Raw genomic sequence first — 17392 nt, forward strand, 5'->3', positions numbered from 1 at the left:
CCAGTGGGAACAACAGGCCGCCGACCTCGTCGCCGAACACTGGAACACGTAAGACAAACGCGAAAGGCCGGCACCCCCGAACCCGGGGGTGCCGGCCTTTCCCGTGCGACGGTTCAGGTGGCGCTGATCGTGCCGGTGGCCAGCAGGCAGATGACCAGGCTGCCCAACGCCACCCGGTAGAGGACGAAGACGTACAGCGTGTGGCGCGCCACGTAACGCAGCAGCCAGGCGATGGCCGCGTAGCCCACGGCGAAGGCGATCAGCGTCGCGATCACCATCTGTGCCACGCTCGGCGCGGCGGTGCCCGCCGCGGACGGTTCGAAGACGTCCGGGAGGCTGAACAACCCCGAGATCACCACCGCGGGGATGGCCAGCAGGAACGAGTACCGGGCGGCGGTCTCCCGGGTGAGGTTGAGCAGCAGGCCCGCGGTGAGCGTGCCGCCGGAGCGGGACACACCGGGGACGAGCGCCGCGGCCTGGGCGAAGCCCATCACCACGCCGTCGCGCATCCGGAAGTTCTCCAGCGTGCGGGTCTGCCGGCCCCAGTACTCGGCGAACGCCAGCAACACCGCCCCGATGATCAGGGTGCAGGAGATCAGCCACAGGTTGCGGCCGGCGGTGCGGATCTGATCCTTGAAGATCAGTCCGAAGATGCCGATCGGGATGGTGCCGACGATGACGTACCAGCCCATCCGGTAGTCGAGGCTGGAGCGCACCGAACGGTCGACCAGCCCCCGGAACCACGTCCGCACGATCCGCCCGATGTCCCTGGCGAAGTAGATGAGGACGGCGGCCTCGGTGCCGAGCTGCGTGACCGCGGTGAACGACGCGCCCGCGTCCCGGTCGAAGAAGATGGCCGAGGTGATCCGCAGGTGCCCCGACGAGGAGACCGGCAGGAACTCCGTCAGCCCCTGGACGAGGCCCAGGACGATGGCTTCGAGCCAGGTCACTCGCCGACTCCGGACAGGTCGAGGGCCTCGGCGAGGGTACGCAGGGTCTGCACCCCGCTGTCCCGGTCGGCCACGAACAGCGACACCGACAGCGTGGTCACGCCCGCGGCGGCGTACTCCCGCATCCGCTCGGCGATGCGCTCCTTCGGGCCGAGCAGCGACGTCCGGTCGATGAACTCCAGCGGCACCGCGGCGGCCGCGTCGCGCTGCCGCTTGGCCAGGTAGAGGTCCTGCACCTCGCGGGCCGCGTCGCCGTAACCCATCCGGGTGGCGAGCTGGTTGTAGAAGTTCTGCTTCCGGCTGCCCATGCCTCCCACGTACAGCGCGGCGTACCAGCGCACCAGCTCGGCGCAGGTGTCGACGTCGTCCCCGATGACCACCGGCACCGACGGCACCACGTCGAAGCCGGCCAGTTCCTTGCCGGCCTTCGCCCGACCGGCCCGCACCGAGGCGAGCTGCTCCTCGGCGAACTCCGGGGAGTAGAAGATGGCCAGCCAGCCGTCGGCGATCTCGCCGGCCAGCTCCAGGTTCTTCGGGCCGACCGCGGCCAGGTAGATCGGGATGTGCTCGCGCGGCGGGTGGAAGCCCAGCCGCAGCGCCTTGCCCGGGCCGTTCGGCAGCGGCAGCGTGTAGTGCTCGCCGTCGTACTCGACCGCCTTGCGGGCCACGGCCAGCTTGACGATGTCGACGTACTCCCGGGTGCGGGCCAGCGGCTTGGCGAACCGCACGCCGTGCCAGCCCTCGGAAACCTGCGGCCCGGAGACGCCCAGGCCGAGGCGGAAACGGCCGCCGGAGAGGGTGTCGATGGTCGCCGCGGTCATCGCGGTCATCGCCGGGGTCCGGGCCGGGATCTGCATCACGGCCGAGCCCACGTCGATGCGCTCCGTCTGCCCGGCGATCCAGGCCAGCATGCTCGGCGAGTCCGAGCCGTACGCCTCGGCGGCCCACACCACCGAGTAGCCGAGCCGGTCCGCCTCCTGGGTGAGCGCCAGGTGGTCCGCCGGCGTGCTCCACGCCGTCTGGTATCCGAGGTTGAGCCCGAGTCGCACTGATCCTCCAGCCGTCCGCACCACAGGTCGCATCAGGTTACGCAATGAGAGTGGCGCCCCTGACGCCCGGCTCGCCCCGAACATGTCACACCGGACGTACTCGCGCGGGAAGTTGACTACAGCAAGGATGTCCGTGACGCCGGGTACGAAATAAGGTTCACGCATGCAACAGCGACCGCTCGGCCGAAGCGGGCTGGCGGTTTCCCGGCTCGCGCTCGGCACCATGACCTGGGGACGGGACACCGATGCCGACGACGCGGCCGCCCAGCTGAAGAGCTACCTCGACGCGGGCGGCAACCTCGTGGACACTGCCGACGTGTACGCCGACGGCGACGCCGAGGCGGTGATCGGGTCGCTCCTGGGCAGCCTGGTGGACCGCGACGAGCTGCTCATCGCCACCAAGGCGGGCCTGCGGCCGGGCAGTGGCCGGCGTCGGGACGGCTCACGCGGGCACCTGCTGCGCACGCTCGACGCCTCGCTGCGCCGGCTCGGCACCGACCACGTCGACCTGTGGCAGGTGCACGGGTACGACCCGGACACCCCGCTGGAGGAGACCCTGTCGGCGCTGGACCACGCGGTGTCCTGCGGGAAGGCCCGGTACGTGGGTGTGTCGAACTTCTCCGGCTGGCAGACCGCCCGGGCCGCCGCCTGGCAGGCCGCCTGGCCGGGGCGCGCCCCGGTGGTCGCCGCCCAGGTGGAGTACTCGCTGCTGGAACGCGGTGTGGAGCGTGAGGTGCTGCCGGCGTGCGCCGGGATGGGGCTGGGCGTGCTGCCGTGGTCGCCGCTGGGCCGGGGGGTGCTCACCGGCAAGTACCGCAACGGCCGCCCGGCCGACTCGCGGGCGGTGTCGCCGCATTTCGAGCGGTTCGTCGCCACCTACCTGGAGCCGCGCTGCTCCAGCATCGTGGAGGCGGTGGCCACCGCCGCCGGCGGGCTGGGCGTGTCGCCGCTGGAGGTGGCGCTGGCCTGGGTGCGGGACCGGCCGGGGGTGACCGCGCCGATCCTCGGCGCCCGCACCGTCGGCCAACTGCTCGGCGCGTTGCAGGTGGAGCGGGTGACGCTGCCGGCGGAGATCATCACCGCACTGGACGACGTGTCGGCGGTGCCGGTGGGCTACCCGGAGCGCGACGGCTGACCCGGGCCGGTCCGCAGCCGAAGGGGTGGCGTCGGGCCCGCGGGCTGGGCAGCATAGGGGGCATGGACTACGAATACGTCCCGCTGCGGCTGCCCTCGAACGTCGACCGGCTGACCGCCGCGGCACAGCTGGCGATCCAGGCCGAGTTCTCCGGCTGGGAGCTGGCCCGGGTGCGGCTCTACCGGGACGGCACGCGGCAGGTGATGCTGCGGCGGCGCCGGGTGAACCAGCCGCAGCCGGGCCTGTCGTACTGACCACGGTCGCCGCCCCCGGGGCCGCGCGGTGCGGCCCCGGGAGGGCGGTCACGGCCTAGTGGGCGTGGTCGTGCTCCTCGTCGGGGTCCAGGAACGGGTGCTCGTCGAGCCGGCCGACCAGGCGGTCGTCGGCGGCCGGCTGGAACGGGCCGACCGGGTCGTCGTCGTCGAAGGACTCCAGGTCGACGGGGGTGCCGACCTCGCTGACCATGACCACACCGTCGAGCGGCTCCAGCTCGGGCACGTCCAGCGCGGCGAGCGAGCCGTCGCCGCTCTGCAGCAGCTCCAGCACCGCCTCGCCGACGCCCTCCACCGGCGCGGACTCGTCACCCTCCGGCGTGCCCTCCCGCCGGGCCGCCTCGGCCGCCCGCAGCAGCGCGGCGACACTCGGCACCCGGTAGTCCCGCCGCTGGCGCACCGAGATCACCCTCGGGTGCGGGTCGGCGGACTCGCCACCCTCGACGGCCGCGAACCGCTCGTCGGCCTCGTCCGGATCGATCGACTCGACGTCCCAGGGCGTCACCTCGCCGAACGCGTCGAGCAGCTGCTCGTCGTAGGCGAACGAGGCGTTGTTCAACCCGACGTACGCCTGCCAGACGGCATCGTCGTCGATCCGGCCCTGTGCGGCGCGGACGGCGGCCAGGTGGGCGCGGGCCGCGTCGATCACCCGCTCGAGGGCGGCGTCCAGCTCACCGTGCTGGTCGGTCATGTGTGGCAGTCCCTTCGGATGGGGGGGGGTCCGCGCCGGCGGGGCGGCGGCGGTCGCGGTCAGCAGGAGCGCAGGAAACGGTCCAGGACCCGCACGCCGAACTGTAGTCCGTCCAACGGGACCCGCTCGTCGATGCCATGGAACAGTCCGGAGAAATTGAGGTCGGCGGGCAGCCGCAGCGGCGCGAAGCCGAAGCAGCGGATGCCGAGCTGGGAGAAGGCCTTGGCGTCGGTGCCGCCGGAGAGCATGTACGGCACCGGGTGGGCCCCCGGGTCCTCGGCGCGCAGCGCGGTGGACATCTGCGCCACCAGGTCACCGTCGAACGTGGTCTCCAGCGCCGGCTGGCGCTGGATGTACTCGATGGCGATGTCCGGGCCGACCAGCTCGCGCAGCTGGCGTTCCAGTTCCTCGCTCTGCCCGGGCAGGCTGCGGCAGTCGATGGTGGCGGTGGCCCGGCCGGGGATCACGTTGTCCTTGTAGCCGGCGGCCAGCCGGGTCGGGTTGGCGGTGTTGCGGATGGTGGCGCCGATGATGTTCGCGATCGGGCCGAGTGTGGCGATCGCGGTCTCCGGGTCGTCCGGGTCGATCTCGATGCCGAGCGTGTCGGAGACCTCGGCCAGGAACGCCCGTACGGTGTCGGTCATCACCACCGGGAAGCGGTGCCGGCCGATCCGGGCGACCGCCTCGGCGAGCGCGGTCACGGCGTTGTCGTCGTGCACCATCGAGCCGTGACCGGGTCGGCCCCGCGCGTGCAGGCGCAGCCAGTCGATGCCCTTCTCGGCGGTTTCGATCAGGTAGAGCCGGCGCTGCTCGTCGAGGGAGTAGGAGAAGCCGCCCACCTCGCCGATGGCCTCGGTGCAGCCGTCGAACAGTCCTCGGTGCCGCTGCACCAGGTGGTGCGCGCCGTAGTCGCTGCCTGCCTCCTCGTCGGCGGTGAAGGCGAGCACGATGTCGCGCCGGGGCCGCACGCCGGTGCGCTGCCAGTCGCGGACCACGGCCAGCACCATGGCGTCGAAGTCCTTCATGTCGATCGCGCCGCGGCCCCACAGGTAGCCGTCGCGGATCTCGCCGGAGAACGGGTGCACCGACCACTCGTCGGGGTCGGCGGGCACCACGTCGAGGTGGCCATGCACCAGCAGCGCGTCCCGGCCCGCCTCGGTGCCGGGGATGCGGGCCACCAGGTTGGCCCGGCCGGGAGCGGACTCGTGGATCTCGGCCTCGACGCCCACCTCGGCGAGTTTCTCCGCCACGTACTCGGCGGCGCGCCGCTCGCCCGCGCTGGTGTCGTTGTCGCCGGTGTTCGTGGTGTCGATGCGCAGCAGGTCGCGGCACAGGCCCACGACCTCGTCGGTGGCGTCGGATCGGGCCGGGGCGGCGTCGCTCGTCATCGCATCCTTATACCAGCCGGACCGCCCGGCGCGGCCGCCGGCCGGACGAACCCGGTTTCGCCGATCGCCCACCCGGGTACCGCCGGACACAGCCACATCGATGGAGGGCACACCATGACCGTCCCCCTGCCGCCGCTGCCGCCCGCGGCCGACGACGCGTACCGGCCGGGTGGGCGGAGCCTGGCCGACCTGGTGGACGCCGAGCACCGGGTCCTGCTCGGGCTGGCCGACCGGGTCACCGAGCCGGGGCTGGACGCGGCCACCCGGCGGGAGGTCCTCGACGTGCTGACCGCGGCGGTGTCCCGGCACCTGTCCGCCGAGGAGCAGTACCTGTTCCCGGCCGCGCGCGCGGCGATGCCGGACAGCGCGGAGCTGGTCGACCGGGAGATCGAGGCGGACGCGGGACTGCTGGCCGCGCTGAAGGCGCTCACCGGCCCGCACGACGCGGCGGTGGCCGACGTGACCAACCGGGTGCGCCGGCACGTGAGCCGGGTCGCCGCGCTTGTCACGCCGCTGCGGGACGTGGCCACCGACGCCGAGCTGATCCGGTTGGGCAACCGGTGGGAGATCGCCGAGGAGGCGGCGCCGACCCGGCCGCACCCGGGCACCCCGGGCACCCCACCGTGGAACAAGATCGTCGAACCGGCGGTCGGGGTGCTGGACAAGGTGCGCGACGTGGTCACCGGACGCCGCACCCGCCTGGCCGACCTGGAGCGCCACCGCGACGCCTGAGAAGAACGCCCCTTCCGTACACCCGTTCGTGGTCCTACCGTCACGGTATGGACCTGGAGCTGCGGCATCTGCGGGTGGTCTGTGCGATCGCCGAGACGGGAAGCGTCACCAAGGCGGCCTCCACGCTCGGGCTGGCCCAGCCGGCGCTGACCGCCCAGCTCCAACGGATCGAACGGGCGCTCGGCGGGCCACTGTTCGACCGGGATCGACGGGGCGCCCGACCGACCGCGCTGGGTGAGCTGGTGCTGGACCGGGCGCGGGTGCTGCTGCCGGCGATGAAGGGCCTGCGCGACGAGGCGGCCCGGCTCGCCGGCGCGGGCGACCCGCTGCGCCGGTACCGCTTCGGTGGGGTGAACAGCCCGATCCTGGGGCGGCTGGTGCACCGGCTCGCCGCCGAACGGCCGGACGCGCAGATCACCACGTACGCCTCCTGGTCGGTGGACGAGTTGGCCGAGATGGTGGCCGGCGGCCGGCTCGACTTCGCCCTGACCGGGGTGTGCGGCAACGCGGCCCCGTCGGCGGGCTTCGGGTTGATCTGGCGGGAGGTGGCCGTCGACCCGGTGTTCGTGCTGCTGCCGCAGACCCACCCGCTGGCCGCGCGGGCCGAGGTCGACCTGGTCGACCTGCGGCGGGAGCAGTGGGTGGCCGCGCCGGGTGACGGCTGCTTCGGCGACTGCTTCGCCGCCGCCTGCGCCCGGGCCGGTTTCACCCCCAGGAAGGTGTACGAGACGGACGTGCGGGCCGCGCTGGACCTGGTGGACGCCGGTGAGGCGGTGGCGTTGTGCCAGGCCACCTTCCGCCCGGTGGCCGGGTTGGTCACCCGCCGGCTGGCGGGTACGCCGCTGCGCTGGCGGCTGCTGCTCGGCTGGCACGCCGACGTGCCGGTGGCGGGGATGGCGGCGTCGGTGCTGTCCACGGCCGTGGCGGCGTACCGCGACGGGCTGGTCAACCACCCGGACTACCTGGTCTGGCTGCTGGCCAACCCGGACTTCGGCGTGCAGCGCAGCGTGGCCGGCGGGGTGCGAACGGCCTGAACGCGGGTATCACCGGCGGCATGACTGATCTGTACCCGGCCGCCGACGCGCGGGAGCTGCTGCGCCGGGCGGCCACCGCGCACACCGCCGCCTCCACCGACCTGGAGACGTTCCTGCGCCGGCTGCCGGAGGCGCCCGACCCGGCGGACATCGCCGAGTACGCCGAACTGCTCACCCGCGAGGAGCGGGCCCGGGACGAACGGCGGGCCGCAGCCGACGCGGCCGGGCTGCGACTGCCCAGTCTGGAGTCGGAGTAGGCCCGCCCGGGACCGGAGCAGGCCAGCCCCCCGAGCAGGCGACGGCGCCCGGGTGGCGGTCCCGCCCGGGCGCCGTCGCCGCGGCTCACCGTTCGACGAGCACGTCGTGCCCCAGGTCGAGCAGCGCGTGCCGCCACTCGTCGTCGGCGTTGCCCCGGCGGGGCCGCTGTGCCGTCAACTCCTGGATGCGGGCCACCGCCTCGCGCATCACCTCGACGTCCTCCGGCGTCAGGTCCACCTTGCGTTTACGCAGCACGGCGAGGATCTGCCGGCCCGGTTCGGGCAGGTCGAGGTCCGGGTCCGGACCGAACGCCTCCTCCCCCGACCCGCGGGTCAGCAGCCACTGCCGCAGCTTCTCGGAGGTGACGTTCACCTCGGCGTGGAAGTCGTCCCAGATCGCCTCGACCTGCGGGTCGAGTCGCGTGTCGCGTGCCATTCAGACCTCCTCTGCCGGCGACGGCCCGGATGCCGGCTCGCCCTCGTCCGTCGGTGCGCTCCGGTGCTGCGGCCCCTCCGGTGGCACCCGGACCCGGGACGGGTTCGCCGTGGGGGGCGCCTCGATCGGTTCGCCGGCCGCCGGGTCGTCCCGGGCCTCCTCGGGTTCGGTCATGTCCGCCCTCCGATCCTTGCCGGGCGGGCCGGCGCGGCCCGCCGGGGCCCTCCACGGTCACCGGGGATGGGAGGTGGTGGCCGCCGTGTGCCCGCGTTCACCGGCGACGACGTCGAAGACCAACCGGTCGTCGCGGGCGTCGACGGTGACCTTCTGCCCCGGTGAGATCTCCTGCTCCAGCAGCATCCGGGACAGCCGGTTGTCGACCTCCCGCTGGATCACCCGGCGCAGCGGCCGGGCGCCGAACTCCGGCTGGTAGCCGTGCTCGGCGAGCCAGTCCACACCGGCGGGGCTGAACTCGACCTGGATGTCCTGGGCGTGCAACCGGCGGCGGGTCTCCTCCAGCATCAGGCCGGTGATCTGGCGCAGCTGCTCGGCCTCCAGCCGCTGGAAGATGATGATCTCGTCGATGCGGTTGAGGAACTCCGGGCGGAAGTTCTCCTGCAACCGGCGCATCAGTCGCTCGCGCAGCTCGGTGGCCTCCTGCTGGCCCGGCGCGCCGGCGGCGAAGCCGACCGTACGCTGGGTGCCGGTGATCAGCTCCGAGCCGAGGTTGCTGGTCATGATGAGCACGGTGTTCTTGAAGTTCACCGTGCGGCCCTGGCTGTCGGTGAGCCGGCCGTCGTCGAGCACCTGGAGCAGGATGTTGAACACGTCCGGGTGCGCCTTCTCGATCTCGTCCAGCAGCACCACCGCGTACGGGCGGCGGCGTACCGCCTCGGTGAGCTGGCCGGCCTCCTCGTAGCCCACGTACCCGGGCGGGGCGCCGACGAGCCGGCTGACGGTGTGGCGCTCCTGGAACTCGCTCATGTCGACCCGGACCATCCGGTCGGCCTCACCGAACAGCGCCTCCGCCAACGCGCGGGCCAGCTCGGTCTTGCCGACGCCGGTGGGGCCGAGGAACAGGAAGCTGCCCATCGGCCGCTCCGGGTCGGCCAGGCCGGCCCGGGACCGGCGTACCGCCTCGGCCACCGCGCCGACCGCGTCGTCCTGGCCGACCACCCGCTCGTGCAGGTGCCCCTCCAGCCGCAGCAGCCGGTCGCGTTCCTCCTCGGTGAGCTGGGTGACCGGAATGCCGGTGGCCCGGGACACCACCTCGGCGATCTCGGTCGGCCCGACCTCCGGCACGTGGTTGGGGCCCTCGTCGCCCCGGGCGCGCCGGATCTGGTCGTCCAGTTCGGCGAGCCGGTCGCGCAGCGCCGAGGCCCGCTCGTACTGCTCGTCGGAGACCGCCTGTTCCTTGTCCCGGCGGGTCTCGTCGAGCTGCTGCTCCAGTTCGCGCACGTCGGAGGCGGGGGTACGGGTGCGCAGCCGCACCCGGGCCCCGGCCTGGTCGATCAGGTCGATCGCCTTGTCCGGCAGGAACCGGTCGGTGACGTACCGGTCGGCCAGCTCGGTGGCGGCGACCAGCGCCTCGTCGGAGAACCGGACCTGGTGGTGGGCCTCGTACCGGTCACGCAGACCGCGCAGGATGGCGATGGTGTCCTCCACGGTCGGCTCGGGCACCAGCACCGGCTGGAACCGGCGGGCCAGGGCGGCGTCCTTCTCGATGCTGCGCCGGTACTCGTCGAGCGTGGTCGCGCCGATCACCCGCAGCTCGCCGCGGGCCAGCGCGGGCTTGAGCATGTTCGACGCGTCCATCCCGCCCTCGCTGCCGGCGCCACCGGCTCCGACCAGGGTGTGGATCTCGTCCAGGAAGATGATCAGCTCGTCGCGGTGGGCGCGGATCTCGTCGATCACCTTCTTCAGTCGTTCCTCGAAGTCACCCCGGTAGCGGGTGCCGGCGACCAGGCCGGCCAGGTCGAGTTGGATGACCCGCTTGCCGATCAGCGTCTGCGGCACGTCCCCGTCGCAGATCCGCTCGGCCAGTCCCTCCACGATGGCGGTCTTGCCGACGCCGGCCTCGCCGATGAGCACCGGGTTGTTCTTGGTCCGGCGGGACAGGATCTCCACCGCCTGCTCGATCTCGTCGGCCCGCCCGATCACCGGGTCGATCTGGTCCATCCGCGCCAGGTCGGTGAGGTCCTGCCCGTACTGGTCGAGGGTGGGTGTGCCCCGGTCCGGCCGGGGGGTGGTCGTCGCGCCGCGTTCGGCGCTGGCCGCCTGCAACGACTCGGGTTGGATGCGGCCGGCGGCGAGCATCCGCCCGGCGGGCGACTCGGGATTCAGCGGCAGCGCCATCAGGATGTGCTCGGGCCCGATGTAGTTGGCGCCCATCGCCCGGGAGAGCTGGTGGGCGTCGAGCAGGGCCCGTTTCGCCGCCGGGGTGAGCGAGAGGTTCGGCGGCACCTCACCCCGGGGAGCGCCGTCGCCGCGCCCGCCGAGCGCGTTGACGAGCGCGTCCGGGTCGGCGCCGGCCCGGCGCACCAGGTCGCGCAACGGCTCACGCTGCAACGCCGCCCACAGCAGGTGGTCGGTGTCCAGGTCGCTGCTGTGTTTCTGGGCGGCCCGCCGCGCGGCGTCGGCGAGCATCTCCCGCGCGTCGGCGGTCATCAGGCGGGTGATGTCGACCCGGTGGGCCGGGCGGCGTCCCCCCTCACCCCGGCCGAAGTACCGGGCCAGAAACTCGTCCCAGGGGTCGTTGCCGAAGTCACCGGGTCCCATCATCATCGTCCTCCGCAGTCTGTCGGCACGACCGGTACGCGGCGCGCGCGGCTCGGTCGGCGGTGGCTACCCGGCGGCCGGCGCGACAAACGCGACCGGGTGGCAGGCTGGGGGCATGGAGAACAGACCGCTGCTGGTGGTGGACGGCGCGAACGTGGTGGGTTCGCGGCCGGACGGCTGGTGGCGGGACCGGGCCGGCGCGGCGGTGCGGTTGCGGGACGCGCTGGCCCCGCTGGCCGAGGCGGGCGTGCCGCCGGAACTGCCACCACCGGTGCAGGTGGTGCTGGTGGTGGAGGGCGCCGCCCGGCACGTGCCGCCCACTCCCGGCGTGGACGTGGTGTCCGCACCCGGCTCCGGTGACGACACCGTGGTCGAACTGGTGGCCGCCGCGCCACGACGGTCGCGGGTGGTGGTCACCGCCGACCGGGAGCTGCGCGCCCGGGTGACCGCGCTGGGCGCGCAGGTGCGCGGGCCGCGCTGGCTACCCCGCTGAGTCGTCCCGACGACGGGACCACCGCGTCCGTCGGCGGGACCCCCCGCACCGGACCCCGGAGCCCTTGGCGCACGTCACGGCGGTGACCGGACACGCCGGGCGGTACCACGCCCGGGTGCGTGTTCGCCCACCCGTCGGGATGCGTTGTAATGGAGATCTCCCCCGCCCCCTGGAGGTCCCCGTGGCGAGCGTCGCCGAGCTGAAGGCCGCCATCGATGTCGCTCTCCAGCAGATCGGTGACGGGCAGACAGCGGTGCAGGCGGCCGGCGAGAAGCTGGCCGAGGCGCAGCAGACCCTGGCCGGCGCGTTGGAGGGCAGCGGCCACGAGACGGTCGGGGCGGCTCAGGCGTCGCTGACACAGGCCAGCCAGGAGTTGGAGGAGTGCCTCGCCGCGACACTCGTCGCGGTCGAGCAGGCGCAGCTCTACGTCGCGACGCTCTGAGGCCGGACGTGTCCATCGTCGAGGACATCGGCGCGCAGGTGCGCGCCGCCGCCGAGGAACTGCCGCTGGCCCAACTCGCCGCCGCGCTGGACAAACTCGGCCAGGCCGAGGAACGACTGCGCTGGGTGCGCCAGGAGTCGGGCGACCCGATGGGGGTGCCGGAGCTGTCCTCGGCCACCGAACACGCGCAGACCGCCGGCTACGCGCTGCGCGTGGCGCAGGAGCAGCTCACCGCGTACCTGGCCGCCATCGGGCTGGCCGCCGACGAGGCGGCGCCCGGGCCGTCGGGCCCGCAGCGGCCCCGGCACGACGCGCCACGCGGGGCCGGGCCGCCCGCCCCCGACGCCGCACCGGAGCGGCGGGAGGAGCCGGCGGTGCGACGCTGGTGGGCGGTGCGGGTGGCCGAGCTGACCGGCGGCCGGGAGGGCGCGCCGGACGAGCCGGACGAGCGGGTCGGGGATCCGCACGAGCTGCTGCGGCGTGTCGTCGCCGGGATCCGCTCCGGCGACCGGGACCGGCTGCACCGGGAACTGCGCCGGGCGCACGCCGACGTGGGCCTGGGGCTGGCCGCGATCACCCCGCCGCTGCTGCGCGCGCTGGCCGGCGAGCTGATCGGCCACCCACCCCGCGCAGCCGATCATCCCCGGCTGCGACGCGAACTGGACGGGCGGGTCCGGGACCTGCTGCCCGGGCTGCCGCCCGCGGTGCTGGACACGCTGCTGACCCGGATGTGCCGGATGCCCCCGCCGCGCCGCGGCGACGCGGCGGAGCAACCGCACGCCGCCGACCCGGCGGTCACCGCCGGCGTGGTCACCGCCGTCCTGCTCGACCGGCTCGGCCGGGATCTGCCCAAGGACACCGACGACCGGGAGCCGTCCCGTGGCTGACGTCCGCGCCCAGGTGGTGACGCGGGTCCGGGGAATGCTCTCCGAGGCCCTCGGTGCCACCCGTACCCGCCTCACCACCGCGGAGGCCGAGCTGTCCGCGGCGCGCGACCGGCTGGCCCGTACCCGCCGGGCCGCCGCCGCGGTGCCGGACCGGGTGGGCGCCGCCCGCGACCGGCGGCTCGCCGAGATCGACGCCCGGCACGCCGCCCGCCTCGCGGAGCTGGCCCGCCGGGCGGCCGCCGCGGCGCGACGGGAGGCCCCCGGGGCGGCGTCCGCGCCGTGGGACCGCTGGCAGGCCACACCCGCCGGCCGGGGTGAGCCGCCGGGCGCGGTCCGCATCGGCACGGTACGCATCGACGGCGCCGAGCCGGTGCCAGCGCTGGTGCCGCTGCTGGACGCCGGGCACGCACACCTGGCCGGCGGTGACCGGGACGGCCTCGCCGCGGTGGTGCCCGCGCTGCTGCTGCGCTCGGTCGGCCGGGTGGAGCCGGGCGCGGTGCGGCTGCACGGCTACGACCCGGAGCACCTGGGCGGCGGCCTGGCCGGATTCGCCCCGCTCGGCACCGCCGGCCTGCTCACGTTCGTCGGGCCGAACGGCCTGACCGCACTGCTGGACGACCTGGTGGAGCAGATCCGCCGGATCAACGCCACCGTGCTGGCCGGCGAGTACACGTCGCTGCGGGAGCTGGCCGCCGCCACCGGCCGGCGCCCGGAGCCGTGGCGGGTGGCCGTGCTGCTCGGCGGCGACGAACTGTCCCGCCACGAGCGCGGCCAGCTCGACCGGGTGGTCCGCACCGGCGTCGCGTGCGGCGTACACCTGGTGGTGCGCGGCATCGAGCTGCCCGAGGACCCGGGCGTCACCCGGATCGTGGTGGAGCCGGACGACGCCCGGATCGCCGGGCTGCCGGTGGCGCTCGACGCCCCGCCGCCGCCGGTCCTGGTCACCGAGACCTGCCGGGCGGTGGCCTCCCGGGTCGCCGCCGGTCCGCCGCCCACGCCCTTCACCGACCTGCTCCCCCCGCCGGCCGGCTACTGGCGGGAGGACTCGGCGCACGGGCTCAGCGCGCCGATCGGCGAGGGCCCGCACGGGCGGCCGGTGCTGCTCACGCTCGGCGACTACCCGCCGCACGCGTTGATCGGTGGTCCGTCCGGCACCGGCAAGACCAACCTGATCTTCGCCTGGATCGGCGCGCTCGCGGCCCGCTACTCCCCCGCCGAGCTGGAGTTCTATCTGCTCGATTTCAAGGAGGGGGTGTCCTTCGCCCGGTTCGCGCAGGGCCGGCGCGACCCGAGTTGGCTGCCGCACATGCGGCTGGTCGGCATCAACGTCAACACCGACCGGGAGTTCGGCCTGGCGTTGCTGCGGTTCCTCGCCGAGGAGCTACGCCGACGGGCCGACGCGGCCAAGCGGCACGAGGTCACCAAGCTGGCCGAGCTGCGCGCGGTGGACCCGACCGGGCACTGGCCGCGGATCGTCGCGGTGGTCGACGAGTTCCAGGCGCTGCTGGCCGGGCGGGACGTGGTGGCCCGGGAGGCCGCCGACCTGCTGGAGGACCTGGCCCGCCGGGGCCGCTCCCAGGGCATCCACCTGGTGCTCGCCTCCCAGGACGTCCGCGGCATCGAGGCGCTGTGGGGCCGGCCGGCGCTCGTCGCCCAGTTCACGCTGCGCATCGCGCTGCCGAAGGCGCTGCGCATCCTGGCCGAGCGCAACGACGCGGCGCAGTCGCTGCCCCGCCACCACGCGGTCGTCAACGCCGAGTCGGGGCTGGTGGAGGGCAACGAGGTGGCCCGGATCCCGTCGGCCGGCGACTGGGAGACCTGGAGCGAACTGCAGCACCGGCTGTGGCGGATGCGCCCGCCGGACGCCGCGCCGGCGCGGCTGTTCGACGGCGACGCCGTCCCACGGCTGGCCGACGCGCCGGACTTCCGTGCCCTGGCCGCTCCCGAACAGGGTGTGCCGCGTAATCCGGTGGCGCTGCTCGGCGAGATCATCGACGTGCAGGCGCGCTCGGCGGTGCTGCGGATGCCCCGCGCGCCGGGACGTAACCTGGCCGTGCTGGGCACCCGCATCGACGAGGCGTGCGCGGTCCTCGACGCCGCCGCCCGCTCGCTGGCGCGGCAGTACCGGCCGGGCGCCGCCCGGTTCTCCATCGCCTGCCTCGACCCGGACGCCGACCCGGCCGCCCGCGCCCTCTACGAGGACCTGCCCGGCGACGCCGCCTGGTACGACGAGGAGACGGTGCCGGAACTGATGGCCGAGGTGGGTGACGGGCTGGGCGCACCGGGCACGCCGGGGACCCCGCACTTCCTGCTGCTGTACGCGGTGGACGCGGCGGCCGCGGCGCTGGCCGGCAAGGCGGGCACCCGCACCGGGCTGGAGCAGTTGCGTCGCATCCTGCACGACGGCCCGGAGCGGCGCACCCACGTGCTGGCGTGGTGGCGCGGCGTGGCCCGGATGCGGGCCGACCTGGGGGGCGCGGGCGCGCGCACGGACCAGATCGGCGCCTGGGTGGCGCTCGACGTACAGGGCGGTGAGCTGGGTTCCTCCCTCTATCCGGGCAGCGGCGGGCCGGAGTGGTATCCCCGGCCGTGGCGGGGTCTGTTCTTCGACCGGGCGGTGCATCGCACCGGACAGGTGATCATCCCTTATGGTCCCTCCCGATGAACGCACCGGTGTCCAGTGAGACGTACCACGCGCAGATCCGCCGGCTCGCCGAGCTGACCGCCCGGGTGGCCGCCCAGCGCGCCGAGGCGCACACCTGGTACGACCAGCAGGTCGCCGCTGCGGACCGGGCGGTGGCGGAGGCGGCCGAGCAGGTCCGGCGGGCCGAGGCGGAGGCGGCCGAGGCGCGGCGGATGGTCGACCGCGTCGACGGCGAGGTCACGCACCTGTGGACGCAGGTGCGGGCCCGGCTGGGCGTGGGTGCCCGGCGGCTGGGTGACCCGCCCGGTCCGGCCCGCGACGCCGCCGGTGACCCGGTGCGGCTGCTGCGTGGCGTGCGGGAGCTGCTGGAACGCACCGGCACGCGTGGTGAGCTGCCGGGGTCGACGAACCCGCTGCTGGTCGGGTGCGGGATCGGCGGGGCGCTGGCGGCGTACGCGCTGGGCTCGGCGGTCCGGGCGCTGGCCGCCGGCGCGAACGCCGACCTGGCGGCGGGCCTGCCGGTGCTGGCGCTCGTGGTGACGTTGCTCGGCCCGGTGGTCGGGTTGGGGCCGGCCCGCCTGCTGGCCGACCGCCGGCACGCGGTGCTGACCCCCCGCCCGATGATCGTGGTGGCCGCCACCGGCCTGGCCACCACGGTGCTGCTGCTGACCGTCACCTACACCCGCTGACCCCCGGCACCGCCTCGGGTGAGCACGAGAGCGGCCGGTGGCGCGACGGGTGTCGCGCCACCAACCTCATGATCATCGGCGTCAGGCGGGGGTCAGGACGGCTTCGGCGAGCAGGCGGCGGGTCAGGACCAGGCGGTCGGCGTCGTCGTCGAGGCCGGGCAGGTCACCGACCCGGGACACCTCGCCGGCCAGCACCGCGCGCAGCGCCGCCTCGCAGGTGCCGGGCAGGGTGAGCGTGCGGTCGGGCAGGCGCAGCGCCACCGTACCGGCGCCGGTCGGGGTGAGCTGCCAGCGCAGGCCGGCGCGCACCGCCACCCGGCTGTCCGCGCTCAACCGGGCCAGCGCTTCGGCCTGGGCCAGCGGCCGGATCGGCGCGGGCCGGGCGGCCGGCCACACCCGGTCACGCAGCCGGGTCGCCACCGCCGCCGGGTCGGCGCGCAGCAGCCAGTCGCGCAGCGCCTCGACGGTCTCGGTCACCTCGGGCTCGATCGCGTCCGGGTCGGTCAGGTCCAGGCCGAACGGCAGACCGGCGCGCAGCCGGGCGTCCTCGGCGGCGAGGCCCAGCAACTCCTCGACCAGGGCGTAGCGGGTGAGCGCCCGGATGCCCACGGTCAGGTGCAGCGAGCTGGACTCCTGGGCCTGGGCGCTGTGCAGCCAGCCGCGCGGCAGGTAGAGCGCGTCCCCCGGTTCGAGCACCACGTCCAGCGCGGGCCGTCCCTCGGCGGTCGCGGAGACCTCGTCGGCGCGGCCGCCCCAGGGCTGGCGTTCCAACGGGTCCGTCAACACCGGCGGGTGGATCCGCCAGTGCTTGCGCCCGTCCACCTGGAGCACGAACACGTCGTGGGTGTCGTAGTGGGTGGCGAAGCCCTGACTGCCGGCCGGGGTCAGGTAGGCGTTGACCTGCAACGGCTGCGCCAACGCCAGACCGAGGTCGCGGGCGAAGTCGACAAGTGCTGGCCAGGTGCGGTGCAGACCCTGCAGGACGAGCGTCGCGCCCTCGGCGTAGAGGCCGAGCACCTTCTCGTCGAGGACCTGGTCGCCGATCTCGGCGCCGGCCCCACCCCCGCCGGTGTAGCGCGCCGCCGGCACGAGCTGGCCGTCCTTGGCCACCCGCAGGAAGGGGGTACGCAGTCCACGGCGGCTGAGCAGCTCGTCGGCGTCGGCAGGGCTGAGCAGGTCGGTGAAGCCGGCCGGGTTGGGCAGCTCGGCCGCGCGGGACAGCAGCGGGCTGCGCCCCCAGTGGTCGGCGGCGAACTTGGCCGGCTCGACGGCCACACAGCGGGCCAGCGCGGCAGCCGCGGAAAGCGGAGCCGCCGGGCGGCCGTGGCCGCCCGGCGGGTCGAGGTGGGTCGTGCTCATCGCCTCAGGCGCTGCCGTCCGCGCCACCGTCGTGCTGACCCGGCGTCGCACCACCGTCGGCCGGACCCTCGGCCCCGCCGTCCGCGCCACCGTCGTGCTGACCCGGCGTCGCACCACCGTCGGCCGGACCCTCGGCCCCGCCGTCCGCGCCACCGT

18 protein-coding genes are annotated in these 17392 nt (G+C 74.6%); 10 read left to right on the top strand and 8 right to left on the bottom strand.

Features of this window, described 5'->3' with window-relative positions:
- Positions 1–113 precede the first annotated feature (113 nt).
- Together ACLQ2X_RS23440 and ACLQ2X_RS23445 are read right to left on the bottom strand one after the other, a co-directional pair.
- Positions 114–950, bottom strand: coding sequence for an undecaprenyl-diphosphate phosphatase (locus tag ACLQ2X_RS23440; RefSeq protein ID WP_425683242.1), 837 nt, complete (start codon positions 948–950; stop codon positions 114–116).
- Positions 947–1999, bottom strand: a complete 1053-nt coding sequence (locus tag ACLQ2X_RS23445; protein WP_425683243.1) for an LLM class F420-dependent oxidoreductase — start codon at positions 1997–1999, stop codon at positions 947–949. The genes ACLQ2X_RS23440 and ACLQ2X_RS23445 overlap by 4 nt, the downstream gene beginning before the upstream one ends.
- Before the next feature lie 163 nt (positions 2000–2162).
- Between ACLQ2X_RS23445 and ACLQ2X_RS23450 the strand changes: the two genes are divergently transcribed.
- On the top strand, positions 2163–3134 hold the full coding sequence (locus tag ACLQ2X_RS23450) for an aldo/keto reductase (protein WP_425683244.1): 972 nt from the start codon (positions 2163–2165) through the stop codon (positions 3132–3134).
- 62 nt (positions 3135–3196) lie between these two features.
- Positions 3197–3388, top strand: a complete 192-nt coding sequence (locus ACLQ2X_RS23455) for a DUF5703 family protein (RefSeq protein WP_425683245.1) — start codon at positions 3197–3199, stop codon at positions 3386–3388.
- A 55-nt stretch (positions 3389–3443) separates the two neighbouring features.
- Here ACLQ2X_RS23455 and ACLQ2X_RS23460 read toward each other — a convergent pair whose 3' ends face one another.
- Both ACLQ2X_RS23460 and ACLQ2X_RS23465 read right to left on the bottom strand, forming a co-directional pair.
- The gene (locus ACLQ2X_RS23460) at positions 3444–4097 is read right to left on the bottom strand and encodes a hypothetical protein (protein WP_425683246.1); all 654 of its coding nucleotides are present in this window, start codon (positions 4095–4097) and stop codon (positions 3444–3446) included.
- Between the two features lie 59 nt (positions 4098–4156).
- Positions 4157–5485, bottom strand: coding sequence for a M20/M25/M40 family metallo-hydrolase (locus ACLQ2X_RS23465; protein WP_425683247.1), 1329 nt, complete (start codon positions 5483–5485; stop codon positions 4157–4159).
- Between the two features lie 114 nt (positions 5486–5599).
- Here ACLQ2X_RS23465 and ACLQ2X_RS23470 point away from each other — a divergent pair, with 114 nt between their 5' ends.
- From ACLQ2X_RS23470 to ACLQ2X_RS23480, 3 genes are read left to right on the top strand one after another with little or no spacing between them, the layout of a single operon-like run.
- Positions 5600–6217 (top strand): hemerythrin domain-containing protein, encoded by a 618-nt coding sequence (locus ACLQ2X_RS23470; protein ID WP_425683248.1) that lies wholly within the window; start codon positions 5600–5602, stop codon positions 6215–6217.
- A 47-nt stretch (positions 6218–6264) separates the two neighbouring features.
- Positions 6265–7251 (top strand): LysR family transcriptional regulator, encoded by a 987-nt coding sequence (locus ACLQ2X_RS23475; RefSeq protein ID WP_425683249.1) that lies wholly within the window; start codon positions 6265–6267, stop codon positions 7249–7251.
- Between the two features lie 20 nt (positions 7252–7271).
- A complete protein-coding gene (locus ACLQ2X_RS23480; RefSeq protein WP_425683250.1) occupies positions 7272–7508 on the top strand; it encodes a hypothetical protein in 237 nt (78 codons plus the stop codon).
- A gap of 85 nt (positions 7509–7593) precedes the next feature.
- Here the strand turns inward: ACLQ2X_RS23480 and ACLQ2X_RS23485 are convergent, their stop codons facing one another.
- Genes ACLQ2X_RS23485 through ACLQ2X_RS23495 form a run of 3 tightly spaced genes read right to left on the bottom strand, consistent with a single transcriptional unit; the run spans position 7594 to position 10725 of the window.
- Positions 7594–7944 (bottom strand): DUF3140 domain-containing protein, encoded by a 351-nt coding sequence (locus ACLQ2X_RS23485; RefSeq protein ID WP_425683251.1) that lies wholly within the window; start codon positions 7942–7944, stop codon positions 7594–7596.
- Positions 7945–8118, bottom strand: a complete 174-nt coding sequence (locus tag ACLQ2X_RS23490; protein ID WP_425683252.1) for a hypothetical protein — start codon at positions 8116–8118, stop codon at positions 7945–7947.
- A gap of 57 nt (positions 8119–8175) precedes the next feature.
- Positions 8176–10725 carry an ATP-dependent Clp protease ATP-binding subunit gene (locus tag ACLQ2X_RS23495; protein ID WP_425683324.1) on the bottom strand — a complete coding sequence of 850 codons (2550 nt, stop codon included), beginning with the start codon at positions 10723–10725 and terminating at the stop codon, positions 8176–8178.
- 112 nt (positions 10726–10837) lie between these two features.
- Here ACLQ2X_RS23495 and ACLQ2X_RS23500 point away from each other — a divergent pair, with 112 nt between their 5' ends.
- The 5 genes from ACLQ2X_RS23500 to ACLQ2X_RS23520 all read left to right on the top strand — a co-directional run bounded on the left by ACLQ2X_RS23500 (position 10838) and on the right by ACLQ2X_RS23520 (position 15877).
- Entirely contained in the window at positions 10838–11215 is a 378-nt protein-coding gene (locus tag ACLQ2X_RS23500) for a hypothetical protein (RefSeq protein WP_425683253.1), read from the top strand.
- A gap of 181 nt (positions 11216–11396) precedes the next feature.
- Complete coding sequence (locus ACLQ2X_RS23505) at positions 11397–11657, top strand: hypothetical protein (RefSeq protein WP_425683254.1); 261 nt, start codon at positions 11397–11399, stop codon at positions 11655–11657.
- Positions 11658–11665: 8 nt separating this feature from the next.
- On the top strand, positions 11666–12544 hold the full coding sequence (locus ACLQ2X_RS23510) for a hypothetical protein (RefSeq protein WP_425683255.1): 879 nt from the start codon (positions 11666–11668) through the stop codon (positions 12542–12544).
- The gene (locus ACLQ2X_RS23515) at positions 12537–15209 is read left to right on the top strand and encodes an FtsK/SpoIIIE domain-containing protein (RefSeq protein ID WP_425683256.1); all 2673 of its coding nucleotides are present in this window, start codon (positions 12537–12539) and stop codon (positions 15207–15209) included. The genes ACLQ2X_RS23510 and ACLQ2X_RS23515 overlap by 8 nt, the downstream gene beginning before the upstream one ends.
- A complete protein-coding gene (locus tag ACLQ2X_RS23520) occupies positions 15206–15877 on the top strand; it encodes a hypothetical protein (RefSeq protein WP_425683257.1) in 672 nt (223 codons plus the stop codon). Before ACLQ2X_RS23515 ends, ACLQ2X_RS23520 begins: the two co-directional genes overlap by 4 nt.
- A gap of 81 nt (positions 15878–15958) precedes the next feature.
- Here ACLQ2X_RS23520 and ACLQ2X_RS23525 read toward each other — a convergent pair whose 3' ends face one another.
- Complete coding sequence (locus ACLQ2X_RS23525) at positions 15959–17236, bottom strand: cupin domain-containing protein (protein WP_425683258.1); 1278 nt, start codon at positions 17234–17236, stop codon at positions 15959–15961.
- Positions 17237–17392: the final 156 nt, after the last annotated feature.

Source organism: Micromonospora sp. DT31, assembly GCF_049841795.1.
In the GTDB taxonomy this organism is placed as follows: domain Bacteria; phylum Actinomycetota; class Actinomycetes; order Mycobacteriales; family Micromonosporaceae; genus Micromonospora.

What these genes read in the sequence shown, in the direction of transcription:
- ACLQ2X_RS23460 (WP_425683246.1), bottom strand. Translation starts at nt 4,097, where the DNA reads ATGACCGACCAGCACGGTGAGCTGGACGCCGCCCTCGAGCGGGTGATC.
- ACLQ2X_RS23495 (WP_425683324.1), bottom strand. Translation starts at nt 10,725, where the DNA reads ATGATGGGACCCGGTGACTTCGGCAACGACCCCTGGGACGAGTTTCTG.
- ACLQ2X_RS23465 (WP_425683247.1), bottom strand. Translation starts at nt 5,485, where the DNA reads ATGACGAGCGACGCCGCCCCGGCCCGATCCGACGCCACCGACGAGGTC.
- ACLQ2X_RS23520 (WP_425683257.1), top strand. Translation starts at nt 15,206, where the DNA reads ATGAACGCACCGGTGTCCAGTGAGACGTACCACGCGCAGATCCGCCGG.
- ACLQ2X_RS23450 (WP_425683244.1), top strand. Translation starts at nt 2,163, where the DNA reads ATGCAACAGCGACCGCTCGGCCGAAGCGGGCTGGCGGTTTCCCGGCTC.
- ACLQ2X_RS23455 (WP_425683245.1), top strand. Translation starts at nt 3,197, where the DNA reads ATGGACTACGAATACGTCCCGCTGCGGCTGCCCTCGAACGTCGACCGG.
- ACLQ2X_RS23490 (WP_425683252.1), bottom strand. Translation starts at nt 8,118, where the DNA reads ATGACCGAACCCGAGGAGGCCCGGGACGACCCGGCGGCCGGCGAACCG.
- ACLQ2X_RS23480 (WP_425683250.1), top strand. Translation starts at nt 7,272, where the DNA reads ATGACTGATCTGTACCCGGCCGCCGACGCGCGGGAGCTGCTGCGCCGG.
- ACLQ2X_RS23500 (WP_425683253.1), top strand. Translation starts at nt 10,838, where the DNA reads ATGGAGAACAGACCGCTGCTGGTGGTGGACGGCGCGAACGTGGTGGGT.
- ACLQ2X_RS23485 (WP_425683251.1), bottom strand. Translation starts at nt 7,944, where the DNA reads ATGGCACGCGACACGCGACTCGACCCGCAGGTCGAGGCGATCTGGGAC.
- ACLQ2X_RS23525 (WP_425683258.1), bottom strand. Translation starts at nt 17,236, where the DNA reads ATGAGCACGACCCACCTCGACCCGCCGGGCGGCCACGGCCGCCCGGCG.
- ACLQ2X_RS23475 (WP_425683249.1), top strand. Translation starts at nt 6,265, where the DNA reads ATGGACCTGGAGCTGCGGCATCTGCGGGTGGTCTGTGCGATCGCCGAG.
- ACLQ2X_RS23470 (WP_425683248.1), top strand. Translation starts at nt 5,600, where the DNA reads ATGACCGTCCCCCTGCCGCCGCTGCCGCCCGCGGCCGACGACGCGTAC.